Here is a 22,753-nt window from a genome sequence, read left to right as displayed (position 1 = left end):
ACCCAAGATGATTCGCTCACCCAAAATACTCCTGCAGCGGCCGTACCTCCAAATTCCCCGCCCTCAACGCCGCAATCGCCTCGGCCACGGCCGCCGCGCCTGAAAGCGTCGTGTAATACGGCACCTTCTGCATCAGCGTCGCACGCCTTAGCGACTTCGAGTCCGACACCGCCTTCTGGCCGTCTGTCGTGTTGAAGACGATCTGGACCTGGCGGTTGCGGATGGCGTCTTCGATGTGGGGGCGGCCTTCGAGCACCTTGTTGATCTTCTCGGCGACCACGCCGTTCTCGGCGAGGAAGCGGGCGGTGCCCGAGGTGGCGAGCACCTTGAAGCCTTGGCCGGCCAGGCGTTTGACCGCCGGCAGGATGCCCTTCTTGTCCTCGTCGCGCACCGAGACGAACAGCGTGCCGGAGCGGGGCAGGTCGACATTGGCGCCGAGCTGGCTCTTGGCGAAGGCCAGCGCAAAGTCGCGGTCGAGGCCCATGACCTCGCCGGTCGAGCGCATTTCCGGGCCGAGCAGGATATCGACGCCGGGGAAGCGGGCGAAGGGGAAGACGGCTTCCTTGACCGCGATGTGGCCGGGATTGCGCGGGTCGGGCATGGCGCCGTAATGGGCGAAGGCGTTTTCCAGCGTCTCGCCGGCCATGATGCGCGCTGCGATCTTGGCGATGGGACGGCCGATGGTCTTGGCGACGAAGGGCACGGTGCGCGACGCGCGGGGGTTCACTTCAAGCACATAGACCGTGCCGTCTTGAATAGCGTATTGCACGTTCATCAGGCCGCCGACGTTGAGCGCGCGGGCGAGTGCCGCCGTCTGCCGCTCCAGCTCGTCGACGAGGTCGGACGGCAGCGAATGCGTCGGCAGCGAGCAGGCGCTGTCGCCAGAATGGATGCCGGCTTCCTCGATATGCTCCAGGATGCCGGAGACGAAGGTCTCCTTGCCGTCGCACAGGCAGTCGACATCGACCTCGATGGCGCCCTTCAGATAAGTGTCGAACAGAAGCGGGTTCTTGCCGAGCAGCGTGTTGATCTGGCCGGTCTTGTCGTTGGGGTATTTCTGCTTGATGTCCTCCGGCACCAGGCCGGGCACGGTGTCGAGCAGGTAGGTCTGCAGCATGCTTTCGTCATGGATGATCTGCATGGCGCGGCCGCCGAGCACATAGGAGGGGCGCACCACCAGCGGGAAGCCGAGCTCGCCGGCGACGAGGCGGGCCTGCTCGACCGAATAGGCGATGCCGTTCTTCGGCTGGGTGAGGTTGAGCTTGTGCAGCAGCTTCTGGAAGCGGTCGCGGTCCTCGGCGAGATCGATCATGTCGGGCGAGGTGCCGAGGATCGGGATGCCGGCCTTTTCCAGCGCATCGGCCAGCTTCAGCGGCGTCTGGCCGCCGAACTGGACGATGACGCCGACCAGCTCGCCCGAGGCCTGCTCGGCGCGCAGGATCTCCAGCACGTCCTCCGCCGTCAGCGGATCGAAATAGAGGCGGTCGGAAGTGTCGTAGTCGGTCGAGACCGTCTCCGGATTGCAGTTGACCATGATCGCTTCATAGCCGGCGTCGCGCAGCGCGAAGGCGGCGTGGCAGCAGCAATAGTCGAACTCGATACCCTGGCCGATGCGGTTCGGGCCGCCGCCGAGGATGACGACTTTCTTGCGCGCCGACACGCGCGCCTCGTTGGCGGGTTCGCCGACGAAAGGCACTTCATAGGTCGAGTACATGTAGGCGGTCGGCGAGGCGAACTCCGCGGCGCAGGTGTCGATGCGCTTGTAGACCGGATGAACGTCGAGCTTTTCGCGGGCCTTTTGGACGGCTTCGGCATCGGCCTTCGTCAGCGAGGCGAGGCGGGCGTCGGAAAAGCCCATCGCCTTCAGCATGCGCAGGTTGACGGCATCCTGCGGCAGGCCGTGCTCGCGGATGCGTTCTTCCATGGCAATGATGCCGGCGATCTGCTCGAGGAACCACGGGTCGATCTTGCACATGGCGTGCACGTCTTCCAGCGAAGTGCCCATGCGGATCGCCTGCGCCACCATGCGCAGCCGGTCGGGCGTCGGCGTGCCGAGCGCGGCGCGGATCGCGTTGCGGTCGTCGGTGTGGCTGGCGGGCGCGCTGCCATGGCCGAGGCCGGGGATCTCGATCTCATCGAGACCGGTCAGGCCGGTTTCCAGTCCGCGCAGGGCCTTCTGCAGCGATTCCTGGAAGGTGCGGCCGATGGCCATCACTTCGCCCACCGACTTCATGGCGGTGGTCAGCACCGGCTCGGCGCCGGGGAATTTCTCGAAGGCAAAGCGTGGGATTTTCGTGACCACGTAGTCGATCGTCGGCTCGAAGGAGGCCGGCGTCGCGCCGCCGGTGATGTCGTTCTCCAGCTCGTCCAGTGTGTAGCCGACGGCAAGCTTGGCGGCGACCTTGGCGATCGGGAAGCCGGTGGCCTTCGAAGCCAAGGCGGAGCTGCGCGAGACGCGCGGGTTCATCTCGATGACGACCAGGCGGCCGTCGGCCGGGTTGACGGCGAACTGGACGTTGGAGCCGCCGGTCTCGACGCCGATCTCGCGCAGCACCGCGATCGAGGCGTTGCGCATCATCTGGTATTCCTTGTCGGTCAGCGTCAGCGCCGGCGCGACGGTGATCGAGTCGCCCGTGTGCACGCCCATCGGATCGAGGTTCTCGATCGAGCAGATGATGATGCAGTTGTCCGCCTTGTCGCGGACGACCTCCATCTCATATTCCTTCCAGCCGAGCACGCTTTCCTCGATCAGCACCTCGGTGGTGGGCGAGGCGTCGAGGCCGGACTGGACGATGTCGTAGAATTCGGCGCGGTTGTAGGCGATGCCGCCGCCGGTGCCGCCCATGGTGAAGGAGGGGCGGATGATGGCCGGCAGGCCGACATGGTCGAGCGCCTGGGCGGCGATCGCCATGGCGTGGCTGATATAGCGCTGCTTGCGGTCGCCTTCGCCGAGGTTCCAGCGGGTTTCCAGCGCATCGAGCGCGGCGTCGAGGTTTTCCGGGTTCTCGGCCTTCAGCGCGGCGCGCTCGGCCTCATGCGTCTTGCGGTCGGCGTTCTTGACGTCGGTGGCGTTGGCCAGCATCGAGCGCGGCGTCTCGAGCCCGATCTTGCTCATCGCCTGGCGGAACAGCGCGCGGTCCTCGGCCTTGTCGATGGCATGCGCATCGGCGCCGATCATCTCGACATTGTAGCGGTCGAGCACGCCCATGCGGCGCAGCGAAAGCGCGGTGTTGAGCGCCGTCTGGCCGCCCATGGTGGGCAGCAGCGCGTCCGGCCGCTCCTTGGCGATGATCTTGGCTACCACTTCGGGCGTGATCGGCTCGATATAGGTGGCGTCGGCCAGCTCCGGATCGGTCATGATGGTGGCCGGATTGGAGTTGACCAGGATGACGCGGAAACCCTCTTCCTTCAGCGCCTTGCAGGCCTGGGTGCCGGAATAGTCGAACTCGCAAGCCTGGCCGATGACGATGGGGCCGGCCCCGATGATCAGGATCGACTTGATGTCGGTGCGTCTTGGCATAGTCGAAAAATCCGTTCGGCGAGCGGCTTGCACGAAAAACCGGGACGGGGGGAGGACCCGGCCGGTTGTGCTTGCGATTCTGGTATCAGGCTAGGAGGGCCTTATAGGGAAGAGTTTTGCGGGATGTAACCCCGAAAATGCGGGTTATTGGTTGGCCCGCTATTCCCCCAGCGCCAGCTCATCCGTGATCTCGAAGCGCTCTGAAACGCCGATCCGGATCATGTTGAGCGTGCCTTCGCGGGTGAAGCGGAATTTTTCGGACGAGTCCGAGCTGCTCGGCTGGCCGCCATGGAAGGTGATGATGCGCACACCGCCATCCGGCCAAGTCACCGTGACATCGCTGTCGCCATCCTTGCGCGCGACAGTCACCGCGCAGCGGGTCATCGGCTGGCCGATGTGGCGCGCGCAGGGAATGCCGCCGGCCGCGTCCGGGGCAGGGGCATCGGATTCGGTGCTCGCCGAGGTCACGAAAGCGAGACCGTAGGCGTCCAGCATGGCGGTCCTGACGATCTCGGTCGCGGAAGGCGGATCGGCCGGCTCGCCGCCCAGGCGCGCCGCCATGTCAGCCTGCGGCTCTTCGGGAGGAGGTGGCTGAGGCGCGGCAGCCGCAGCCGCCGGCGCGGCGCTGTCTTCAGGGGGCGACGCCGGGTTATTGGGGCTGAGATAGCGCGCCGGCGCCCATCCGGTGATGCGGGCGTCCTGCGTGTCCTCGACCTTGCACCATGGATTGTTGTTGACCGTCTTGCAGCCGTAATTTTTCACCGCCGCGCCGTTGGGCAGCCGGGCTTCAATCTTTCCGCCCGGTGAAGCGGTGGCGCGGATGTTGAGCAAATCATCCGGCGCGAGGCCGCCGATGATCGAGATGATTGTGCCTGGCGCATCCTGAGCCAGGGCCGGGAGGGCGGCCAGACACAAAGGAGCGGCGATCAGCAGCGTCGATCGGAGCGTAACTTTGCGCTTCATCCCTCGGCCATGCACTTCAAATCGTGGCGATCGATACGAGCCATGCTCAATCCTGGATATGAGGCGCGCTCAATCCTGGATATGAGCTTCGCTCAATCCTTCATAAAACCTGTCCGCAGCGCTTGCGCCCATTCCGGTCTTCCCGCTTGTTCGGCTTGCTTTGCGGCGGCTTCATGGTCGTAGTCGACGGCGATGGTCTCGAAGCGGCGGGGACGGCCGTCGGCGCCCAGCTCGACAATGCCGTAGCGGGCGTGCGGCGAGCCTTGTTCGGAGACATGCGCCGGCGGCGTGTCGTCGTCATAGGCCGGGCAACCGACGCTGCCGGGATTGAAAATGACCGGACCGCCGGGGATGCGGACCAGTTCGCTGCGATGGCTGTGGCCGCACAGCACCAGGCGGCAGGCCGGATCGAGCGGCTTAAGCCGGCGCCTGATGGCGGCCAGCGGCGCACGTACCAGCTGGCCGCCGACAATGGCGTCGGCAAGATATTTTTCGTCATGGTCCGGGCGGGCGTGGAAGGCGACGACGCCGGGCGCGATCTCCAATGTCAGCGGCAAGGCAAGCAAGGCCTCGCGTTGCGCTGATGTCAGCCTTTCCTTTGCATAGCGATCGGACGGCCACATGGTTTCGTCGGCCGGGTCTTGCGCGACACGGCGGTCGTGATTGCCACGCACCGTCGGCAGGTTCAGCGCCTGCAGCCGTTCCATCGTCTCGCGCGGCCAGAGCGGTCCGGAGACGCAGTCGCCGAGATTGACGGTGAGATCGGCGCCACCACGGCGCTCGAGATCGTCGAGCACGGCATCCAATGCGAGTACGTTGCCATGGATGTCGGCGAGGACTGCGATGCGCATGGATCAGGCCGAAACCTCGACTTCGGCGGTGCCGACCGCCGGCAGATCCTTGTCGCCGTCAGCCGCGGCGATCACGCTGTCGAGCAGGCCCGGAAAACGCTTGTCGAGATCGTCGCGGCGCAGCGTGATCAGCCGGCTGGTGCCGACCGCTTCGCTGCGGGTGACGCCCGCCTCGCGCAGCTTGGCGAGGTGGTAGCTGAGATTGGTCTTGGAGGCGAGGTCGAGGAACTTGCTGCAGTTCATCGGCACGCCTTCCTCGCGAGCCAGATAGCGCACGATGGAAAGCCGGGTCGGGTCGCCGAGCACGGCAAGCACGATCGGCAGGCTGATCTGGTCGGTGGCTGGATGGGGCAAGGTCATGACCCAGAATTAAGCACAAACTGAACGAACTTCAACGCGGCTCCTTTCCCTGCCGGTAGACGCAGCCTCCTTCTTTCGGCCCCGTCCTGACACAGGGCTGTCAGCAGGGTTCAGCTATTTTATCCCGGCTCGGTTGACATCATGCCCTGCTATGTCCAATTGTTCAATAACTTTTGAACTAAGGACAATCCCCATGGACAAGCGGATCTTCTGGCTGGCGCTCGGATCGTTTGCGATCTCTACCGAAGGCTTCGTCATCTCAAGCCTTCTTCCCGATATCGCGTCCGACGCCGGCATTTCGGTGCCGCTCGCCGGCTCGCTGATCACCGCCTTCGCGCTCGCCTATGCGATCGGCGCGCCGGTGCTGGCGACGCTGACCGGCGAGTGGGACCGGCGGCGCGTCATCCTGTGGACGCTGGTCTTCTTCGTCATCGGCAATCTGGTGGCGGCGGTGAGTTCGTCGTTCGAGCTGCTTCTGATCGCCCGCATCGTCATGGCGCTGTCGTCCGGCCTGTTCGCGGCGACCGCGCAAGGCACGGCCGTGGCGCTGGTCGACGACCACCACCGGGCGCGCGCCATCGCCGTCGTCGTTGGCGGCACCACCGTGGCAGTGGCGGTCGGTGCGCCGCTCGGCGCGCTGGTCGCGGCGATCGCCGGATGGCGCGGCACCTTCTTCGCCATCGCCGCGCTCGGCGCGCTGTCGGGCGCGATCCTGTGGTGGCGCCTGCCGCGCGGCATCATCGGCACCAGGCTGCCGCTGAAGCGCAGGCTGGCGGCGGCTGTGCGCCCCGGCGTGATGCCGATCCTGCTGACGACTGCGCTTGCGTTGATCGGCGCGTTCACCGTCTTTGCCTTCATCGCGCCCTTGGCCATTCAGGGTGGCGGGCTCTCGCCGATCGCGCTGCCGGGCATGCTGCTCGCCTTCGGCGTCGGCGCCGTCATCGGCAACATCGCCGGCGGCCAGGCCGCCGACCGCTTCGGCGCGACCCGCACCGTCGCCTGGTCGCTGACGCTGTCGGCCGCGATGCTCGTCACCTTCTCGCTGATCCCGACCTTCCTGCCGCATTCGATCGCCGGGCCAGCGCTGATGGCCATGATGGTGCCTTGGGGCATTGTCGGCTGGGCCTTCCCGCCGGCGCAGGCGAGCCGCATCCTCAAGATCGCGCCCGACGCCGCCCCGATCGTGCTGTCGCTCAATGCTTCGGCGCTCTATTTCGGCGTGGCGCTGGGCGCGGTGGTCGGCGCCGCCGTGCTGCGCTTCGGCGCACCGGCCGATCTCGGCCTGATCGCCGCAGTATTCCCGATCCTAGGTCTGGGTATCGTGTTGGCTGGTCGTGTGTTCGCGCGCCCGGTCGCGATGCCAGCCGAATAACTGCTTTTAATCCTGATCGGTGGCCGCTTCTTCAGTTCGAAGGAGCGGCCGCTGGCATTTCCAGATCGAGATCCGCCACGGCGTCCAGCGCCGCGCGCAGCTTTGCCGCCTGCTCCGCGCCGACCTTGTTCTCGAATTGCCGCTGCGCGACGCTCCAGAGCTTGAGCGCCTCGTCGAGCTTGGCCTGGCCTTGCGGCGTCAGCCGCACGCGCTTGACGCGGCGATCGTCCTTGTCGGGAAAGGTCTCGACATAACCGTCGCGGATCAGCGGCTTCAGCGTGTGACCGAGCGCCGAGAGGTCCATGATCAGCGCCTCGGCGATGGTGCCCATCGCCGGCTCATCGCTGATGTGGATCTGGAAGAGCATACCGAACTGCGTGCTCTTCAGACCTGTTGGCCCCAGCGCGTCGTCATAGAAGCGGCCGAGGCTGCGCGCGGCGCGGCGCAGCGTGGCGTTGTTGCAGTCGCTGAATCCGGGCTTCCGAGCTTCGGTCATAATCACTCCTTGCCGGCGCAAGGACGCGCCAGCCTACTGCAAAAATAGTTTTCGCGGCCGCCGTTGACAAGATAGTGGCATATACCTACTTCCCTGAAAGTGGCATATGCCACTAATGGAAATCAAGGCTCGGCCGGTGAAGCGATCATCGGCGCCCGGCCAAGCGAAGCGAACAAAGGAACAGGACAATGAGCACGAAGGACAACAAGGGCACGGCCGTGATTACCGGCGCATCGTCGGGCATCGGCGCGGTCTATGCCGACCGGCTGGCGGGGCAGGGCTACGATCTGGTGCTGGTGGCGCGCCGCGCCGACCGGCTGCAGGAGGTGGCGGACAGGCTCGCCTATGCCTATGGCCGCAAGGTCGAGACGATTGTCGCCGATCTCTCCGTCGATGCCGATCTACGCCGCGTCGAGCAGGCGGTCGCGACGGATGATAGCGTGACCTTGCTGATCAACAATGCCGGCGTGGCCGGTCTGGAGACGATTGCCGACGCCGACGCTGACTCGGCGGAGCGCATGATCAAGGTCAATGTCATTGCGCTGACAAGGCTGACCCGCGCGGTGCTGCCGGGCTTGCTTGCGCGTAATCGCGGCGGCATCATCAACATCGCCTCGGTCGTTGCCTATGGCATCGCCGTCGGCGGCATCTACAGCGGCACCAAGGCCTATGTGGCCAACTTCACCGAAGCGCTGCAGAAGGAAGTCGCCGGCACCAATGTGAAGGTCCAGTCAGTGGTGCCTGGACCGATCCGCACCGAGTTGTGGGACGTCTCCGGCATCAGCCTCGACAGGATCAATCCTGACTGGATCATGAGCGCCGAAGATCTGGTCGACGCGGCACTTGCCGGGTTCGCCCAGGGCGAGACCGTCACCGCGCCCGGCCTTGCCGACGCGGCCGGGCTGGCGACCTATCTCGGCGCCAGGGACCAGTTCTTCGGCAGCCTGTTCTCAGGCAAGCCGGCGGCGCGCTACGCGGTCTGAGAGCAGGTTCCTCGCCCCCGCAAAGCGGGGGAGAGGTGGCCGCGAAGCGGCCGGAGAGGGGGTCTTCGTAGGGCGAGTTCGTCGCGGGATACTGGGTGCTGTGGCGCCAGTCCCCCTCTCCGTCTCGGCTTCGCCGAGCCACCTCTCCCCCACCTTCGTGGGGGCGAGGAACCAGCGTTAGGCGGGCCGCCACATCTGCAGGATCGAGGCGGCCAGCAGCAGGCCGAGCACGATGTTGAGCGCCCGCCACTGGCGCTCCGTCTTGAGGAGGCGGGCAAGCAAGGTTCCCGCCACGCACCACAAGGACAGCGAGAAGGCAGCGGCGAGGCCGAACACGGCGCCCAGCAGCAGCGCTAGCTGCAAGGGGCCGTCGGCGAGCGCGGCAAAGGACGCCGCAGCGCCCAGCCCCATCGCCCAGCCTTTTGGGTTCATCCACTGGATGCCGGCGCCGCCGAAAAAGCTGTTCGGCCTGGCCATGCTGATGTCGAGGTTGGGTGGGCCGCTGCGGCCGATCTTGATCGCCAGCCAGATCAGATAGAGCGAGCCGATAATTTTCATCGCAAGCTGCAGGGATGGTACGGCGGCGAGCAGGCCGGCGAGGCCCACCGCCCCCGCGGCGGCCACGGTAGCCAAACCGGCGGCGCTGCCGGCCATTAGCGGCACCGAACGGCGAAAGCCGAATTGCGCGCCGGAGGCGGTCGAGAGCGTTGTGGCGATGCCGGGCGTCGCGGTCGAGATCAGCGCGAACAGGACCAGCGGGATGATGGTTTCGGACATGCGGTCTTCCTATTCGAGAAGCCGGCATGCTTAGGCGCTTCACGGCATCAGTAAATGCAATGTTTGATATGGTTTGCATTAGCAATTATAATGGAAGCCATGATCCGCGATCTCGACACGACCCTCGTCCGCACCTTCGTCACCACCGCCGACAAGGCCAGCATGACGGCGGCGGCCAATGCGCTTCATTTGACGCAAGGCGCCGTCAGCCAGCAGGTCAAGCGGCTGGAGGAGGTGCTGGGGCAAAGCCTGTTCGAGCGCGACCGCCGCGGCCTGAAGCTGACGCGTTCCGGCGAGCGGCTGCTCGACAAGGCCAGGCGCCTGCTGCAGCTCAATGACGAGATCCTCAGCGAGATCAAGGGCAAGGTGGTCGCCGGACAGGTGCGGATCGGCGTGCCTTACGATCTCGTCGGCACGCTGCTCGCGCCCGTGCTGAAAGCCTATGCCGAAGCCTATCCGCAGGTGGAGATCTCGCTGGTCTGCGCCTCGTCGCCGGAACTCGCGGCGGCCTTGGCTGCGGGGACCATCGACCTTGCCGTCATCGAGGAACGCGTCGGTCCCAGCGCCGGCGAATGCCTGCTCGTCGACTGACTGGTCTGGGTCGGCGCAAGGGGCGGCGCGGCCCGCCTGAAGCGGCCGTTGCCGGTCTCCATCGTCGCCGACACCTGCGCCTTCCGGCCGGCGGTGCTGGCGGCGCTCGCCGAGCATGGGCTCGACTGGCGCACCGTGTTCGAAAACGGCAACATCGATGCCACGACCGCGACGGTGCGCTCCGACCTTGCGGTGACCACCTGGCTTGCCTCGACGGTGCCGGCCGATCTCGACATCCTGTCCGATGCCGGGCTCCCGGCGCTGCCGAATTTCTCCGTCAACCTGCATCTGCCGAAACATGCCGCCCAGCCGGCCGCGCAGGCTTTTGCCGGCCACATCCGCGAGGGACTGGCGCGCTATCGCCAGGCGGCCTGACGCGGCCGTCGGTCAGCCATTCGCTGCCGCCATGGCGACCGCCAATTGCGCGTCGAAGGCGCGCTTGAAGGCCGGCCGCGCCTCGCCGCGGGCGACATAGGCGGCAAGGTTCGGGAATTCGTTCAGCAGTCCCGATCGCTGCAGCCGGCGCAGCACGGCCACCATGACAAGGTCGCCGGCGCTGAAGTCGCCATCGAGCCAGTCGGAATCGCCGAGATGGCGGGAGAGCTCGCCCAGCCGCTTGCGGATCCGGTCGTCGACCAGAGGCAAGCGCTCATCGTGCCACGGCGCGTCGCGCTCCAGGATCACGGCGGTTGCGCGCTCGAGGATCGTCGGCTCCACCGTGCTGTACGCGGCGAACATCCAGGCGACGGCGCGCGCCCGGGCGTTCGCTTCGTCGGGCAACAGTCCCGGGTGACGCACCGCGATGTGGAGGACGATCGCGCCTGACTCGAACAGAGCGAGATCGCCTTCTTCGTAGGTCGGGATACTGCCGAAAGGGTTGAGCGCGAGATGCGCCGGCTGCTTCATCGCAGAGAACGAGACGGGACGAACGTCGTAAGCTTGTCCGACTTCCTCGAGCGCCCAGCGCACTTGCATGTCGCGCGCCAGCCCCCTGCCGCCATCGGGCGATCGTTCAAAGGCGGTTATGGTGGGTATCATCGGCAGGGTCCTTGTGATGGCGTCGAATGTCTCGTGGTCCCGGGAAAGGCATCGGTCGCGGGCGAGGCGGCGGCGAGGCCGGCCCCGCCCGCATCCATTGCTACTTCCAGGTCCTGCGTCGTTCGAGCTCGGCTTGCGAAGGCTCCTGCTGGGCAAACGAGCCCGTACGGATTTCGCCGGCGCGCGCATAGGTCGCCATGATGACGCCGGTGGTGGTAGCCTGCGACTTGACGAGCTTGAACGCCGCCGGCATCGCATTGTCGTCGAATAGCCGCTTGCCCTTACCCAGCAGCAGCGGAAAGATCATCAGGCGAATCTCGTCGATCAGCCCGTTGGCGAGCAGGGTCTGGATCAGATCGCCTGAGCCCTGGATGAGCAGGTCCGGCCCGTCTTCCTGCTTGAGTTCCTTGAGCCTGGCGACGATGTCGGGCCCGAGCGACTGGGTGTTCTGCCAGGTCAGCGAATCCGGCCGGTGCGTCGCCACATATTTGGTCGCCGGGTTGAAAACATCCGCGATCGAATCTTTCTGATACGGCCAGTACGCGGCGAAGATGTCGTAGGTTCTGCGGCCGAGCAGCAGGTCGAAGGGTTTGGCGAACAGTTCCTCCATTGCCGTGCCCGCGACCTCGTCGAAATAATGGAACGTCCAGCCGCCGAATTTGAAGCCGCCGACCGGATCCTCTTCCGGCCCGCCCGGTGCCTGCATCACACCATCGAGGCTGACGAAGGTGGCGGCGATGATCTTGCGCATGTGCTCTTCTCCTTTGCTGTTCCTCCGCCGTCACAGCGGGTTCAACGTAACGACGAACGAGCGAGCGGCTTCACGACATGCGCCATCAAATTTTTCCGGATTTAGGGCCCGTGATGCGGCGCGACGAGAACCAGACCTGCTCGAAGACGGCGGTCGCCGTGCGGTCCGGAGCCTTGTCCGCCATCAGCCAGACCGATCGCGTGCGCGCGGCGCGCTCGCGATTCGGTATTTTCGCACCCGGCTCGACAGCGGAGGCGCCGACGCAAGGGATGAACCAGGAGCCCATGAAGGGCCGGCACGCGAAGCCGTTTCCCAGGCAGGTTATGAGGACCGCGAGGCCGACGGTTTCGGACGGGCGCCACGGGAAGATCATGCGACCGCCGGGCTTCAACGCCTTCAGCCACGCTGCGGGCGGGGCGACGACGCCGGCATTGACATAGATGATGTCGGAGGGCGGCAATGGATTGGCGACGGCGTCGGCCTGGACGATTTCGACGTTGTCGTAAGCTGCAAGGTTTGCTTTGGCGCGCGCGGCAAGGTCGGGCTCGATCTCGACGGCGGTGACGCTGCCGCCCGGCTCGACCAGTCTCGCCAGCAGCGCCGTGTAATAGCCGGTGCCGGCGCCGATATGGGTGACGGCCTCGCCCGGTTTCGGCTGGACCTTGCCGAGCCACATGGCGTGCAGGAGCGGCTCGCCATTGTTGATGCCCTTGTCGGCATCGAGCACGACGAGCACGTTCTGATAGATGTAGCTCGGATCGGCGCTCGGCGTCTCGAACCGGCCTTCGCCGGCAAACACCGTCCACGGTCCCGGGCCGAGAAAGGCCTCGCGCGGCACCGAGGCGAAGACCTCCTCGATGCGCGGATCGGCCGACCGCGCCTGCGCTGCCATCAGCCTGGCGTAGAATCTGCGGGCTTCGTCCGGTTCTGCCATAGCGCCAAGATAGCGCGTCCGGCTGGAATGTCGCGATCAGCCGGCGAAGGTATCGTAGAGCAGCTTGAAATTGAGAACGAGGATGATCGCGGCCACTACCCATGCCAGCGCTGCAACGCCGCGCGGTATGGCGAAGCTGCCCATTTTCTTCTTGTCGGACACAAACTGCACCAGCGGGATGACTGCGAAGGGCAGTTGCATGGAGAGCACAACCTGGCTGAACACAAGAAGCTCGGCCGTGCCCTTCTCGCCATAGAGCGCGGTGACGATCACGACGGGGACGATGGCGATGCCGCGCGTCAGGAGCCGGCGTGCCCATTGCGGGATGCGCAGGCGCAAAAAGCCTTCCATCACGATCTGGCCGGCGAGCGTCGCCGTGACCGTCGAGTTGAGGCCGGAGGCAAGCAGCGCGACCGCGAACAGGATCGAGGCGATGCTCAAGCCCAGCAGCGGCGACAGCAGCTCGAAGGCCTGGCCGATCTCGGCGACGTGGTGATGGCCGGTATCGTGGAAAGCGACCGCCGCGACGATCAGGATCGACGCGTTGACGAACAGCGCCAGGATCAGCGCAATGGTGGAATCCGCCGTCGCCCATTTGACGGCGTCGCGCTTGCCGGCATCGGTTCGCTCATAGGCGCGGGTCTGCACGATCGAGGAATGCAGATAGAGGTTATGCGGCATGACCGTCGCGCCGATGATGCCGATGGCGATGTAGAGCATCGCCGGATTGGTGACGATTTCGGATGACGGCACAAACATTGAGTGCAGGATGGTGCCGGCCGGCGGCGCGGCGACGAAGATCTGGATGGCAAAGCAGCCGAAGATGATGATCAGCAGCGCGACGACGAAGGCCTCGAGATAGCGGAAGCCCTTGTTCATCAACAATAGCACCAGGAATGCGTCGAGCGCGGTGAGCATGGCACCGCCGACCAGCGGAATGCCGAACAGAAGCTGCAGCGCAATCGCCGTGCCGATCACCTCGGCGAGGTCGCAGGCGATGATCGCCAGTTCACAGGCGATCCAGAGCATCAGATTGACGGGGCGCGGATAGTAGGCGCGGCAGGCCTGGGCAAGATCGCGGCCGGTGGCGATACCGAGACGTGCCGCCAGCGCCTGCAGTAGGATCGCCATCAGGTTCGACAGCATGATGATGAAAAGCAGCGTGTAGCCGAATTGCGCGCCACCGGCGAGGTCGGTCGCCCAATTGCCGGGGTCCATATAGCCGACCGAAACCATGTAGCCCGGTCCCATGAAGGCGAACAGGCGGCGGAACCAGATGCCGGTCCGCGGCACCGCGATCGAGGCGTTCACCTCGCGCAGGCTGGGCTGCTCGTCGTCCGGCCTGTCGAATCGCCACGCGGGTCGGGCTACGGTTGCTGCATCGGCATCGGACATGGGATTTCCGCTGGAACTATCGAAGTACCTTTTATCTATGCCATGGCTCAACATTATGCAATAGGCTATATTTCATTGATAATGCTTTCGTGATCCGCGGGAGCAAGCTCCAGGGCGGGCGGCGGAAACGCCGGTTGCGCCCGCGCGGGAATGCAAATAAACGGCCGGATCATCAGGGGTTTCGTGCTATGGATGCGATCCCGATTCAGGAGGAGCGCATATTGGCGCTTAGGAACAAACCAGTTCGACGCGAGGAGCCGCTTCCCGATGCCGAAATCCATTCGGAAGGATTCCGGCAGCAGCGCCAGGCGCGCCGCAGCGCGCTGGTCGAAGACTATGTCGAGCTGATCGCCGACCTGATCGAGGACGGCAACGAGGCGCGGCAGGTGGATATCGCGGCAAGGCTCGGCGTCGCGCAGCCGACGGTTGCCAAGATGCTGACCAGGTTGTGCGCCGACGGACTGGTCTCGCGAAAGCCCTATCGCGGCGTGTTCCTGACCGAGGCCGGCCGCAAGGTCGCCGAGGAAAGCCGCATCCGGCACCAGACTGTGGAGGCCTTCCTGCGCTCGCTGGGCGTCAGCGCCGAGACGGCGCGCATCGATGCCGAGGGCATCGAGCACCATGTCAGCGCCGAAACGCTGGACGCCTTCCGCCGGGCGATGACGCATCGCCAGGCGTAGGCATTCGATCCATCCGACCGCGTTGAAGCGGAACCGACTGATCTTCGCCGCATTACTTCCCACATCGCGCGATCATCGCGCTTAGGGAGGAAGCAATGGGTATCGAACAGGCACCGACCGCCAAGGGGAAACAGGCGGCCCGGGGGTTGCGCCAGGCTGCCGCCAGGGACGAGCGCAAGACCGAGGCCGAGACCGGCCATCCGCTGAAGAAAGGCGCGGCGCGCTTCGAGGAACGTTCGAAGAGTTCGGATGGCAAAAGCGCCGGCGCCAAGCAGAAAAGCTGAGGTTTTCAGCCGGTTTATCGGGAGTGGAAATTAACCGGCCCGATCGGAGTTTCCCCCTGCCCGCGCATTGTTCGGGCGCAAGAAATTCTGTGACTTGGGCCAGCCGTTGCGATAATTGTCTGAAGGGGGTGGTCGCGGGCCAGTCCCTCCAGGACATTCGCATTGCGAGGAGTTGCCATGCTTTGGAGAGGCCGTCGTCAGAGCGACAACATCGAGGATGACCGCAGCGACAGCGGTGGCGGCGGATTGGGTGGCGGCGGCCAGTTCCGCGTTCCGATCGGCGGCCGCACAGGCGGTGGCGGCAGCATCCTGCTGGTCATCCTGGTTGTGCTCGCGGGATGGTATTTCGGCTTCGACCCGTCGCAGATCCTGGGCGGCGGCGACGGCGGCCTGCTGCCCGGTGGCGGCGGCCAGATCACCGAGACCCAGGACGAGGGCAACGCGCCCGCCAATGACGAGATGAAGCAGTTCGTCGCGACCGTGCTTGCCGATACCGAGGACACCTGGACCGGCATTTTCAAATCCCAAGGTCTGACCTACGAAGATCCCAAGCTGGTGCTGTTCAGCGGCCAGGTTCGTTCGGCCTGCGGCTTCGCTTCGGCGGCGGCCGGGCCGTTCTACTGCCCGGGTGATCACAAGGTCTATCTCGATATGACCTTCTTCCAGCAGCTTGACCAGCAGTTCGGCGCCTCAGGCGAGTTCGCGCGCGCCTATGTGGTGGCGCATGAGGTCGGCCATCACGTGCAGAACCTCACCGGCATCATGGACAAGTTCAACCAGATGCGGCAGGGCATGAGCGAAGTCGACGCCAACCAGCTCTCGGTGCGCATCGAGCTTCAGGCCGATTGCTTCGCCGGGGTGTGGGCGCATTTCACCCAGCAGAAGGGTATTTTGGAGCAAGGTGACATCGAAAGCGCGCTCAATGCCGCCAAGCAGATCGGCGACGACACGCTGCAGAAGAAGATGCAAGGCTATGTCGTGCCGGAGAGCTTCAACCATGGCACCTCGCAGCAGCGGCAGACCTGGCTGGCGCGCGGCTTCAAGAGCGGCAAGCTGTCCGACTGCAACACGATGAGCGGTCCGATCTGAGGCGGCGCTGCCGCTCCTTTTCGGATGACGATCCGCGATCGGCGACAGCTGGCAAGTGATGTCAGCATAAGGCATTCGTGTTCGTTCGCGGATTGTTCCCGCAGCCAACCTCGCCTATAAGGTCCATCCCGCCGGTGCCCCGGGTGGATGAGGAGCTTATCGTCATGATCGACCCTAAAACCGCCAAGCGGGGCCTTGCGCTGGTTTTCACGACGCTTTTGCTCGACATCATCGGCTTCGGCATCATCATGCCGGTGCTGCCGGCCTATCTTGAGGAACTGAGCGGCGTCAGCGTCAGCGAGGCCGCGATCGAGGGCGGCTGGCTGTTCTTCGTCTATGCGGCGATGCAGTTCTTCTTCGCGCCGATCATCGGCGGGTTGAGCGACCGCTTCGGGCGCCGGCCGGTCCTGCTTGCCTCGGTGCTGACCTTCTCGATCGACAATCTGATCTGCGCCATCGCCTGGTCCTATCCGATGCTGTTCATCGGCCGCGTGCTCGCGGGTATTTCCGGCGCCAGCTATTCGACGACGTCCGCTTTCGTAGCCGACATCTCGAACGACGAGAACCGGTCGAAGAATTTCGGCCTGCTCGGCATCGCCTTTGGCGTCGGCTTCGTCATCGGCCCGGTGCTGGGCGGGGTGCTCGGCACCTTCGGGCCGCGCGTGCCGTTCTATTTCGCCGCCGGGCTCGCTTTGGTCAATTTCCTGATCGCGATGGTCTTCCTCCCGGAGACGCTGGACGAAAAACACCGCCGCCGCTTCGACTGGAAGCGCGCCAATCCCGTCGGCACGCTCATGCAGATGCGCAATTATCCGGGCATCGGCTGGATCGGGCTGGTGTTCTTCCTGATGACGCTCGGCCACATGATGTATCCGGCGGTGTGGTCGTTCGTGTCCAATTACCGCTACGGCTGGAACCAGCAGCAGATCGGGTTCTCGCTCGGCGTTTTCGGACTGTGCGGAGCGATCGTCATGGCGACGGTGCTGCCCCGCGTCATCCCGAAGCTCGGCGAATGGAAGACGGCGGCGATCGGGCTGACCTTCACCGCGCTCAGTGCCTTCGGCTATGCGTTTTCGACGCAAGGCTGGATGATCTATGCGGTGATCGTCGCCGGCTGCCTGGAATCGCTGGCGGACCCGCCGCTCAGGAGCCTCGCCGCCGCCAAGGTGCCGCCTTCGGCGCAGGGCGAATTGCAGGGCGCGATGACCTCGATCTTCTCGATCACCTCGATCGTCACGCCGCTGCTCTACACGGCGATCTTTTCCTGGTTCACCGGACCGAGCGCGCCGGTCGTGTTCGGCGGCGCGCCCTATGTGCTCGGCGCGATTTTCTTGACGCTGGCGGTCATCGTCTTTGTGACGAAGGTGGCCAAGCCGACGCCGAAGGAAGTCGAGCGCATGCACGCGCAGGAGCCGGCGCATACGCAGGAAACAGCAACCGACGCTGCCTGAAGCCTAGTGTGTTTCACCGTTTCGCGGAAACGGTGAAACACACTAACTCTTTGTTTTTACGCATTCCGGACGGAAAACCGCTCACACTTTTCCTGGAATTGCTCTAGGCTGGCTGCTGTTTGAGCTAGGCCGTTCCGCCAGAGCTTCCTCGCCGCGCCGTTCGCGGATCAGGTTGACGAAGCGGCGGAAGAGGTAGTGCGAATCCTGTGGGCCGGGCGAGGCCTCGGGATGATGCTGGACCGAGAACACCGGACGGCCGGTCAGCGCGATGCCGCAGTTGGAGCCGTCGAAGAGCGAGACATGGGTTTCCTCGACGCCTTCGGGCAGCGAGTCGGCATCGACGGCGAAACCATGGTTCATCGAGACGATCTCGACCTTGCCGGTGGTGTGGTCCTTGACCGGATGATTGGCGCCATGATGGCCCTGATGCATCTTTTCGGTCTTGCCGCCGAGCGCCAGCGCCAGCATCTGGTGGCCGAGGCAGATGCCGAACACCGGGATGTCGGTCTTCAAGATGTTCTGGATCACCGGCACGGCGTATTCACCGGTCGCTTCCGGATCGCCGGGGCCGTTCGACAGGAAGATGCCATCGGGCTGCATGGCCAGGATCTCGTCGGCGTCGGTCTTCGCGGGGACGACGGTGACCTTGGCGCCGAGGCCCGCCAGCAGGCGCAGGATGTTGCGCTTGACGCCATAGTCGATGGCCACGACATGCATCGACGGCACGCCCCGCTCGCCATAGCCCTCGTTCCAGACCCAGGGCGTCTCGCGCCACACCGAGGACTGGCCGGACGTCACTTCCTTGGCGAGATCGAGGCCGATCAGGCCCGACCATGCCGCTGCCTGCCGCTTCAGCTCCTCGATGTCGAAAACGCCGTCGGGCGCATGCGCGATGACGGCATTGGGCATGCCCTTCTCGCGGATCAGCACGGTCAGCGCGCGGGTGTCGATGCCGGACAGCGCGACAATGCCGCGCCGCTTCAGCCACTGGTCGAGATGGCCGGCGGCGCGATAGTTTGACGGGTCGGTGACATTGGCCTTGAAGATGGCGCCGACAGCGCCGGCGCGGGCCGCCGGATGCAAGTCCTCGATATCCTCGTCATTGGTGCCGACATTGCCGATATGCGGGAAGGTGAACGTGACGATCTGGCCGGCGTAGGAGGGATCGGTGAGGATCTCCTCGTAGCCGGTCAGCGCGGTGTTGAAACAGACTTCCGCAACGGCCGATCCGGTGGCGCCGAGACCGCGCCCCTCGATCACCGTGCCGTCGGCGAGCACCAGAAGGGCGGTCGGCTTTTCGGTGGCCCAGGGGGCGGTGGTCGTGGCCATGGCGGCACTCCTGTCAGGCGCTGCGACTGGTCAACGGGACCACTCGCGCAGCAAAGCGCGAAGCAGGATTTCCCAGCCTCCGCGCGTAAACTCATTGTCTCATGCAGGACCGAGTACATAGGCGATGGCATCCGAACGGTCAATGCGGACGCCGCCAGCCAGCCCTGTTTTCCATTCGTCCAGCAATATCAGCGGCTTGCCGGGATTTGCGTCACGCGGCCGGCAAAGCTATTGTCCGCCGCATTCGAAGGGAGAAGCACGATGCGCGAGAAAATCGCCGAATCCATGAAGAGCGCGATGAAGGCGCAGGACAAGCACCGCCTGCCGACGCTGCGGCTGATTCAGGCCGCCATCCACGACCGCGATATCGCCAATCGCGGCGCCGGTAAGCCTCCAGCGAGCGAGGAGGAGATCCTGCAAATCCTCGCCAAGATGGTGAAGCAGCGCGAGGAATCGGCCAAGGCCTTCGAGGACGGCAAGCGGCCGGAACTGGCGGCGCAGGAACGCGGCGAGATGGAGATCATCCGCGAATTCCTGCCGACGCAGCTCGACGACGCGGCGATCACGGCCGCGGCGCGCGAGGCGATCGCGGCGACAGGCGCCGCCAGCCAGAAGGACATGGGCAAGGTGATCGGCGCGCTGAAGCAGAAACATGCGGGCCAGATGGACTTCGCCAAGGCGAGCGCCATCATTAAGGGGCTGCTGCAGTAAGCGGCAGCCTCACAAAGTTTCGCCGTTTCAGGGAACCGGCGAACCGCTCTATCTCTCTGCTTTTTCGCTCTCTGTTTTTTCGCAATTCCGGACGGAAACCATTAGACACTTTTACTGGAATTGCCTCAGTCCTTGCAGATCGGCACCGGCTGCGGCGGTGGCGCCGGATGGTCCTTCTTGTATTGCGCGATGATCGGCTCCAGCATCTTCTTCGGCCAGAACTTTGGAGTGCCGATCTCCTTCAGGCAGGAGGCGTTCCAATAGGCTCCCGCGGCTGAGAGCGCCTGGCCGCTCGACTTGGCGTGCGCGACCGCGGCGATGTCGCGCGATTCCGGATAGATGTAGAGTGTCGTCGGGCTGTTCTTCACGAGAGGGATGATCTGCTCGGCATCGGCCGGCGACCAGCTGGTGCAGCCATTGCTGCGGCCGCCGGCATAATTCACCAGCTTGCCGTAGGGCACAAAGCCGTCGTGGTCGGCGTAAGAGCTTTGCGGGTTCTTGCGCATGCACAAGCCCTTCAGGATCGCCGCCGGATGCCCGCCGATGACGCGTTGCCTGGCGTTCGCCGTCTCGCCTTCGCCGTCGAACTGGATGAAGCTGCGCATGAACACGGCGTTCTGCGCGCCGACGCGATAATAGCCCTTGAACGAGGTCTTGGTCTCCGCCGTCATATAGGCGCCGCCCGCCGTCAGCTCGGAATCCATCGCGTTGCCGAAGTTCTTCGCGCAGCGCCTGCCGTTGGAGAAATCGGCGACGCCTTTCAGGTTGCGGCCGCCGCCATGGCCCGAGGAAACCGCGCGGAACAGCTGCTTGGCTTCGCAAATGATGTAGTAACGCTGGCCGAGCACGCTGCTGCCCAAGTCGCCGGGGCGCGTCGCATCCATGGCGAAATAGCATGGGTTGCTGACCGAACCGTCGCTGACTTTCTTCTGGTAGAGCGCGCGCGCCCGCTCCAGCACAACCTCAGAGATCTGGCCCTCGCCATCGCCGACATGGCGCTGCAGCCAATCGGGAATGGTCGACGGCCGCAAGGCGGCAAATGAGCTGACCGATGCCGTCAGCGCGGCCAGGATTGCGAGAAGGCAAAAGATGGCCACACCCGGCGGAACAGATCTCAACCGCACCGTTTTGCCCCTCCTGTCGAAATGTCTCGTACCCGTGAATCACCCTAGACTAATCATAGAAGGTCTCGCATCCATCGGCGAAACACTTCTAGTTTAGCGACGCCTTTTGGAGGTCGGATTTTCCGTCCGCTTCGATTGAGCTATCATCTGATTCTCGGCGCGCCCACGCCTCCTCCCTCCATCGGGAAGCATCGTTCATGCAGGGCAGTCCATCACCCAACCAAATGTTCGAGCGCCAGGCATAAGGAGGGGTTGTCGAGACTGCTCGCGGCATGAGGTTTTTCGATGCGGCTTTCCGCGCCCGTTTATCGTCTGAAACGCCAGGCGAGGCTCCTGTCCCGCCGGGAAAAAGTTCCCCTTCATGAGGCGCTCGACCGCATTGCCGCCAAGGAAGGCTTTGGCAACTGGAGCCTGCTTGCGGCCAAGGCCGCTGAGGCGACGCCTGGCGACAAGCTGCTGGCGCGGCTTATGCCCGGCGACATGGTGCTCGTGGCGGCGCGGCCAGGCCAGGGCAAGACTCTGATGAGCCTCGAACTTGCCGTGGCGACCATGAAACAGGGCAATCGCGCCGTATTCTTCACCCTGGAATATGTGCATGCCGACATCCTCAATCGGTACCGGGACATCGGCGCCGACCCTGCCGATTTTGACCAGCTGTTCGAGTTCGACAATTCCGACGCCATCTGCGCGGCCTACATCATCGAGAGGTTGCAATTCGCGCCGCGCGGCACGCTGGCGGTCGTCGACTATCTACAATTGCTCGACCAGAAGCGGGACAATCCCGAGCTCATGGTCCAGATCGGCGCCTTGAGGTCGTTCGCTCGGAAACGTGAACTGGTGTTGGTATTCATCTCGCAGATCGACAGATCATACGATTCCGCCCGGAAGCCGTTCCCGGATATGGGTGATATACGGCTGCCGAACCCGCTCGACCTGTCGCTGTTCGACAAGGCCTGTTTCCTCAACAAGGGCGAAATCCAGTTCCAGGCGGCTTGAGGGCGATCCGCGCCGCGGCTATGCCGATCTCGACAGGAACGAACATGATCGAAATCGTCAAGCCCGCGCTCGAACATTTGCCATCCTACAAGGTGGCGCTGGAGCGCGGCTGGTCGCCCGACAATGTGCGGCTTCTGGAAGCGACGCGCGAGCAGCTTGCGGCGATCGAGAAAGATCCCGTCGAATTTCTCGCCAGCCTAGACGACCCCGAGGCCAAGGGGCCGCCCATCACCTTGCCCGACGGCACGACCGTGCCGCGCCTGCCCGGCTTCCGGCGCTGGATTTGGGATGGCGAGGCTGCCGGCTCCATAGGGCTGCGCTGGCAAAGAGGCACATCGGCGCTGCCGCCGCACGTGCTTGGCCATATAGGCTATGCGGTGGTGCCGTGGAAAGAGGGGCGCGGTTACGCCACCGAAGCGTTGCGGCTGATGCTTGGCGAGGCGAGGGCAGTGGGCCTGGACCATGTCGAGATCACCACGGACCTCGACAATCTTGCATCCCAGAAGGTGACCCTCGCCAATGGCGGCATCCTTGTCGGGCGCTTCACCAAGGTAGCCGCCTATGGCGGCGCTGAAAGCCTCAAATATCGGATCGATCTTTAGATCCAAGCGGTTGGGCGGTCACTCGCCGGGCCTGGCCAGCCTTCCTTCTTCCGCCTTGTGGTAGAACTGGCTCGCCACGAGCCAGCCTTTGAGCGGCCTGAGCGGCGGGATGCAGGTCGCGAGAACGATCGGGATCGAAACGAAGGCGTGGAGCCACATGGAGGGCTCGAAGGTCACCTGCGCCCAGACGGCGAACAACACCGAAGGCACACAGGCAAAGCAGATGACGAAGAAGGCCGGGCCATCGGCGGGATCGGCAAAGGAATAGTCGAGCCCGCAGACATCGCATTTCGGCGCCAGTTTCAGGAAACCGTCGAACAGGTGGCCCTCTCCGCAGCGCGGGCAGCGGCCCCGGATTCCCACCTGCCAAGGCACCAGGGGTGGATAATGCGCATGGTCTTCCATGATCGTCGCTCCAGTGGATCTCGCGTGAGGCCAAGCCGGCCTTGAGATCTC

At 64.6% G+C, this 22,753-nt stretch carries 22 protein-coding genes and 1 pseudogene; 10 read left to right on the top strand and 13 right to left on the bottom strand.

The window, feature by feature from the left end; all coding sequences use genetic code 11:
* Nucleotides 1–16: 16 nt before the first annotated feature.
* The 4 genes from carB to EN852_RS27990 all read right to left on the bottom strand — a co-directional run bounded on the left by carB (nt 17) and on the right by EN852_RS27990 (nt 5,694).
* On the bottom strand, nt 17–3,520 hold the full coding sequence (gene carB / locus EN852_RS28005) for a carbamoyl-phosphate synthase large subunit (protein WP_127864588.1): 3,504 nt from the start codon (nt 3,518–3,520) through the stop codon (nt 17–19).
* A gap of 159 nt (nt 3,521–3,679) precedes the next feature.
* Nucleotides 3,680–4,483 (bottom strand): SH3 domain-containing protein, encoded by an 804-nt coding sequence (locus EN852_RS28000; protein ID WP_127864589.1) that lies wholly within the window; start codon nt 4,481–4,483, stop codon nt 3,680–3,682.
* Between the two features lie 92 nt (nt 4,484–4,575).
* Nucleotides 4,576–5,334: a metallophosphoesterase family protein gene (locus EN852_RS27995; protein WP_127879004.1), complete on the bottom strand. Its 759-nt coding sequence runs from the start codon at nt 5,332–5,334 to the stop codon at nt 4,576–4,578.
* A gap of 3 nt (nt 5,335–5,337) precedes the next feature.
* Complete coding sequence (locus EN852_RS27990; protein WP_127879006.1) at nt 5,338–5,694, bottom strand: helix-turn-helix transcriptional regulator; 357 nt, start codon at nt 5,692–5,694, stop codon at nt 5,338–5,340.
* Nucleotides 5,695–5,887: 193 nt separating this feature from the next.
* On the opposite strand from EN852_RS27990, the gene EN852_RS27985 reads away from it, so the two are divergent.
* Nucleotides 5,888–7,066, top strand: coding sequence for an MFS transporter (locus EN852_RS27985; protein WP_127879008.1), 1,179 nt, complete (start codon nt 5,888–5,890; stop codon nt 7,064–7,066).
* 31 nt (nt 7,067–7,097) lie between these two features.
* Here the strand turns inward: EN852_RS27985 and EN852_RS27980 are convergent, their stop codons facing one another.
* Nucleotides 7,098–7,562: a MarR family winged helix-turn-helix transcriptional regulator gene (locus tag EN852_RS27980; RefSeq protein ID WP_127864593.1), complete on the bottom strand. Its 465-nt coding sequence runs from the start codon at nt 7,560–7,562 to the stop codon at nt 7,098–7,100.
* 188 nt (nt 7,563–7,750) lie between these two features.
* Here EN852_RS27980 and EN852_RS27975 point away from each other — a divergent pair, with 188 nt between their 5' ends.
* Nucleotides 7,751–8,545, top strand: a complete 795-nt coding sequence (locus tag EN852_RS27975; RefSeq protein WP_127879010.1) for an SDR family oxidoreductase — start codon at nt 7,751–7,753, stop codon at nt 8,543–8,545.
* 177 nt (nt 8,546–8,722) lie between these two features.
* On the opposite strand, the gene EN852_RS27970 is transcribed toward EN852_RS27975, so the two are convergent.
* Entirely contained in the window at nt 8,723–9,322 is a 600-nt protein-coding gene (locus tag EN852_RS27970; protein WP_127879012.1) for a LysE family translocator, read from the bottom strand.
* Between the two features lie 99 nt (nt 9,323–9,421).
* Here EN852_RS27970 and EN852_RS27965 point away from each other — a divergent pair.
* Nucleotides 9,422–10,288 (top strand): annotated as a pseudogene (locus EN852_RS27965) (LysR substrate-binding domain-containing protein).
* Nucleotides 10,289–10,300: 12 nt separating this feature from the next.
* Here EN852_RS27965 and EN852_RS27960 read toward each other — a convergent pair.
* The 4 genes from EN852_RS27960 to EN852_RS27945 form a co-directional block, all read right to left on the bottom strand.
* Nucleotides 10,301–10,951, bottom strand: coding sequence for a glutathione S-transferase family protein (locus EN852_RS27960; protein WP_127879014.1), 651 nt, complete (start codon nt 10,949–10,951; stop codon nt 10,301–10,303).
* Nucleotides 10,952–11,051: 100 nt separating this feature from the next.
* Nucleotides 11,052–11,702 carry a dihydrofolate reductase family protein gene (locus tag EN852_RS27955; protein ID WP_127879016.1) on the bottom strand — a complete coding sequence of 217 codons (651 nt, stop codon included), beginning with the start codon at nt 11,700–11,702 and terminating at the stop codon, nt 11,052–11,054.
* 85 nt (nt 11,703–11,787) lie between these two features.
* Entirely contained in the window at nt 11,788–12,636 is an 849-nt protein-coding gene (locus EN852_RS27950) for a methyltransferase domain-containing protein (protein ID WP_127879018.1), read from the bottom strand.
* A gap of 36 nt (nt 12,637–12,672) precedes the next feature.
* Nucleotides 12,673–14,031: an Nramp family divalent metal transporter gene (locus tag EN852_RS27945; RefSeq protein ID WP_127879020.1), complete on the bottom strand. Its 1,359-nt coding sequence runs from the start codon at nt 14,029–14,031 to the stop codon at nt 12,673–12,675.
* A gap of 221 nt (nt 14,032–14,252) precedes the next feature.
* On the opposite strand from EN852_RS27945, the gene mntR reads away from it, so the two are divergent.
* The 4 genes from mntR to EN852_RS27925 all read left to right on the top strand — a co-directional run bounded on the left by mntR (nt 14,253) and on the right by EN852_RS27925 (nt 17,535).
* Nucleotides 14,253–14,711, top strand: coding sequence for a manganese-binding transcriptional regulator MntR (mntR, locus tag EN852_RS27940; protein WP_041002353.1), 459 nt, complete (start codon nt 14,253–14,255; stop codon nt 14,709–14,711).
* Between the two features lie 95 nt (nt 14,712–14,806).
* The gene (locus EN852_RS27935) at nt 14,807–14,995 is read left to right on the top strand and encodes a hypothetical protein (protein ID WP_041002355.1); all 189 of its coding nucleotides are present in this window, start codon (nt 14,807–14,809) and stop codon (nt 14,993–14,995) included.
* Between the two features lie 177 nt (nt 14,996–15,172).
* Nucleotides 15,173–16,084, top strand: coding sequence for a neutral zinc metallopeptidase (locus tag EN852_RS27930; RefSeq protein WP_127879022.1), 912 nt, complete (start codon nt 15,173–15,175; stop codon nt 16,082–16,084).
* A gap of 164 nt (nt 16,085–16,248) precedes the next feature.
* Nucleotides 16,249–17,535 carry a TCR/Tet family MFS transporter gene (locus tag EN852_RS27925; RefSeq protein ID WP_127879024.1) on the top strand — a complete coding sequence of 429 codons (1,287 nt, stop codon included), beginning with the start codon at nt 16,249–16,251 and terminating at the stop codon, nt 17,533–17,535.
* Nucleotides 17,536–17,616: 81 nt separating this feature from the next.
* Here EN852_RS27925 and carA read toward each other — a convergent pair whose 3' ends face one another.
* On the bottom strand, nt 17,617–18,864 hold the full coding sequence (gene carA, locus EN852_RS27920; RefSeq protein WP_127879026.1) for a glutamine-hydrolyzing carbamoyl-phosphate synthase small subunit: 1,248 nt from the start codon (nt 18,862–18,864) through the stop codon (nt 17,617–17,619).
* Between the two features lie 261 nt (nt 18,865–19,125).
* Here carA and EN852_RS27915 point away from each other — a divergent pair, with 261 nt between their 5' ends.
* A complete protein-coding gene (locus tag EN852_RS27915) occupies nt 19,126–19,575 on the top strand; it encodes a GatB/YqeY domain-containing protein (RefSeq protein ID WP_127879028.1) in 450 nt (149 codons plus the stop codon).
* A 125-nt stretch (nt 19,576–19,700) separates the two neighbouring features.
* Here the strand turns inward: EN852_RS27915 and EN852_RS27910 are convergent, their stop codons facing one another.
* Complete coding sequence (locus tag EN852_RS27910; protein ID WP_127879030.1) at nt 19,701–20,699, bottom strand: hypothetical protein; 999 nt, start codon at nt 20,697–20,699, stop codon at nt 19,701–19,703.
* 285 nt (nt 20,700–20,984) lie between these two features.
* On the opposite strand from EN852_RS27910, the gene EN852_RS27905 reads away from it, so the two are divergent.
* Nucleotides 20,985–21,695 (top strand): DNA helicase, encoded by a 711-nt coding sequence (locus tag EN852_RS27905; RefSeq protein ID WP_127879031.1) that lies wholly within the window; start codon nt 20,985–20,987, stop codon nt 21,693–21,695.
* A gap of 44 nt (nt 21,696–21,739) precedes the next feature.
* Nucleotides 21,740–22,297 carry a GNAT family N-acetyltransferase gene (locus EN852_RS27900; protein WP_127879033.1) on the top strand — a complete coding sequence of 186 codons (558 nt, stop codon included), beginning with the start codon at nt 21,740–21,742 and terminating at the stop codon, nt 22,295–22,297.
* Between the two features lie 18 nt (nt 22,298–22,315).
* Here EN852_RS27900 and EN852_RS27895 read toward each other — a convergent pair whose 3' ends face one another.
* Nucleotides 22,316–22,702 (bottom strand): DUF983 domain-containing protein, encoded by a 387-nt coding sequence (locus EN852_RS27895; protein WP_127879035.1) that lies wholly within the window; start codon nt 22,700–22,702, stop codon nt 22,316–22,318.
* Nucleotides 22,703–22,753: the final 51 nt, after the last annotated feature.

The sequence above is a fragment of the Mesorhizobium sp. M2E.F.Ca.ET.209.01.1.1 genome (genome assembly GCF_004010375.2).
Taxonomy (GTDB): domain Bacteria; phylum Pseudomonadota; class Alphaproteobacteria; order Rhizobiales; family Rhizobiaceae; genus Mesorhizobium.
Note: the sequence above shows the minus strand (reverse complement) of the source record. Positions and strands in the feature narration are given on the sequence as shown.

Excerpts from the sequence above, each read along its gene's own strand:
- carB (WP_127864588.1), bottom strand. The coding sequence starts at position 3,520 with ATGCCAAGACGCACCGACATCAAGTCGATCCTGATCATCGGGGCCGGC.
- EN852_RS28000 (WP_127864589.1), bottom strand. The coding sequence starts at position 4,483 with ATGAAGCGCAAAGTTACGCTCCGATCGACGCTGCTGATCGCCGCTCCT.
- EN852_RS27995 (WP_127879004.1), bottom strand. The coding sequence starts at position 5,334 with ATGCGCATCGCAGTCCTCGCCGACATCCATGGCAACGTACTCGCATTG.
- EN852_RS27990 (WP_127879006.1), bottom strand. The coding sequence starts at position 5,694 with ATGACCTTGCCCCATCCAGCCACCGACCAGATCAGCCTGCCGATCGTG.
- EN852_RS27985 (WP_127879008.1), top strand. The coding sequence starts at position 5,888 with ATGGACAAGCGGATCTTCTGGCTGGCGCTCGGATCGTTTGCGATCTCT.
- EN852_RS27980 (WP_127864593.1), bottom strand. The coding sequence starts at position 7,562 with ATGACCGAAGCTCGGAAGCCCGGATTCAGCGACTGCAACAACGCCACG.
- EN852_RS27975 (WP_127879010.1), top strand. The coding sequence starts at position 7,751 with ATGAGCACGAAGGACAACAAGGGCACGGCCGTGATTACCGGCGCATCG.
- EN852_RS27970 (WP_127879012.1), bottom strand. The coding sequence starts at position 9,322 with ATGTCCGAAACCATCATCCCGCTGGTCCTGTTCGCGCTGATCTCGACC.
- EN852_RS27960 (WP_127879014.1), bottom strand. The coding sequence starts at position 10,951 with ATGATACCCACCATAACCGCCTTTGAACGATCGCCCGATGGCGGCAGG.
- EN852_RS27955 (WP_127879016.1), bottom strand. The coding sequence starts at position 11,702 with ATGCGCAAGATCATCGCCGCCACCTTCGTCAGCCTCGATGGTGTGATG.
- EN852_RS27950 (WP_127879018.1), bottom strand. The coding sequence starts at position 12,636 with ATGGCAGAACCGGACGAAGCCCGCAGATTCTACGCCAGGCTGATGGCA.
- EN852_RS27945 (WP_127879020.1), bottom strand. The coding sequence starts at position 14,031 with ATGTCCGATGCCGATGCAGCAACCGTAGCCCGACCCGCGTGGCGATTC.
- EN852_RS27935 (WP_041002355.1), top strand. The coding sequence starts at position 14,807 with ATGGGTATCGAACAGGCACCGACCGCCAAGGGGAAACAGGCGGCCCGG.
- EN852_RS27930 (WP_127879022.1), top strand. The coding sequence starts at position 15,173 with ATGCTTTGGAGAGGCCGTCGTCAGAGCGACAACATCGAGGATGACCGC.
- EN852_RS27925 (WP_127879024.1), top strand. The coding sequence starts at position 16,249 with ATGATCGACCCTAAAACCGCCAAGCGGGGCCTTGCGCTGGTTTTCACG.
- carA (WP_127879026.1), bottom strand. The coding sequence starts at position 18,864 with ATGGCCACGACCACCGCCCCCTGGGCCACCGAAAAGCCGACCGCCCTT.
- EN852_RS27915 (WP_127879028.1), top strand. The coding sequence starts at position 19,126 with ATGCGCGAGAAAATCGCCGAATCCATGAAGAGCGCGATGAAGGCGCAG.
- EN852_RS27905 (WP_127879031.1), top strand. The coding sequence starts at position 20,985 with ATGCGGCTTTCCGCGCCCGTTTATCGTCTGAAACGCCAGGCGAGGCTC.
- EN852_RS27900 (WP_127879033.1), top strand. The coding sequence starts at position 21,740 with ATGATCGAAATCGTCAAGCCCGCGCTCGAACATTTGCCATCCTACAAG.
- EN852_RS27895 (WP_127879035.1), bottom strand. The coding sequence starts at position 22,702 with ATGGAAGACCATGCGCATTATCCACCCCTGGTGCCTTGGCAGGTGGGA.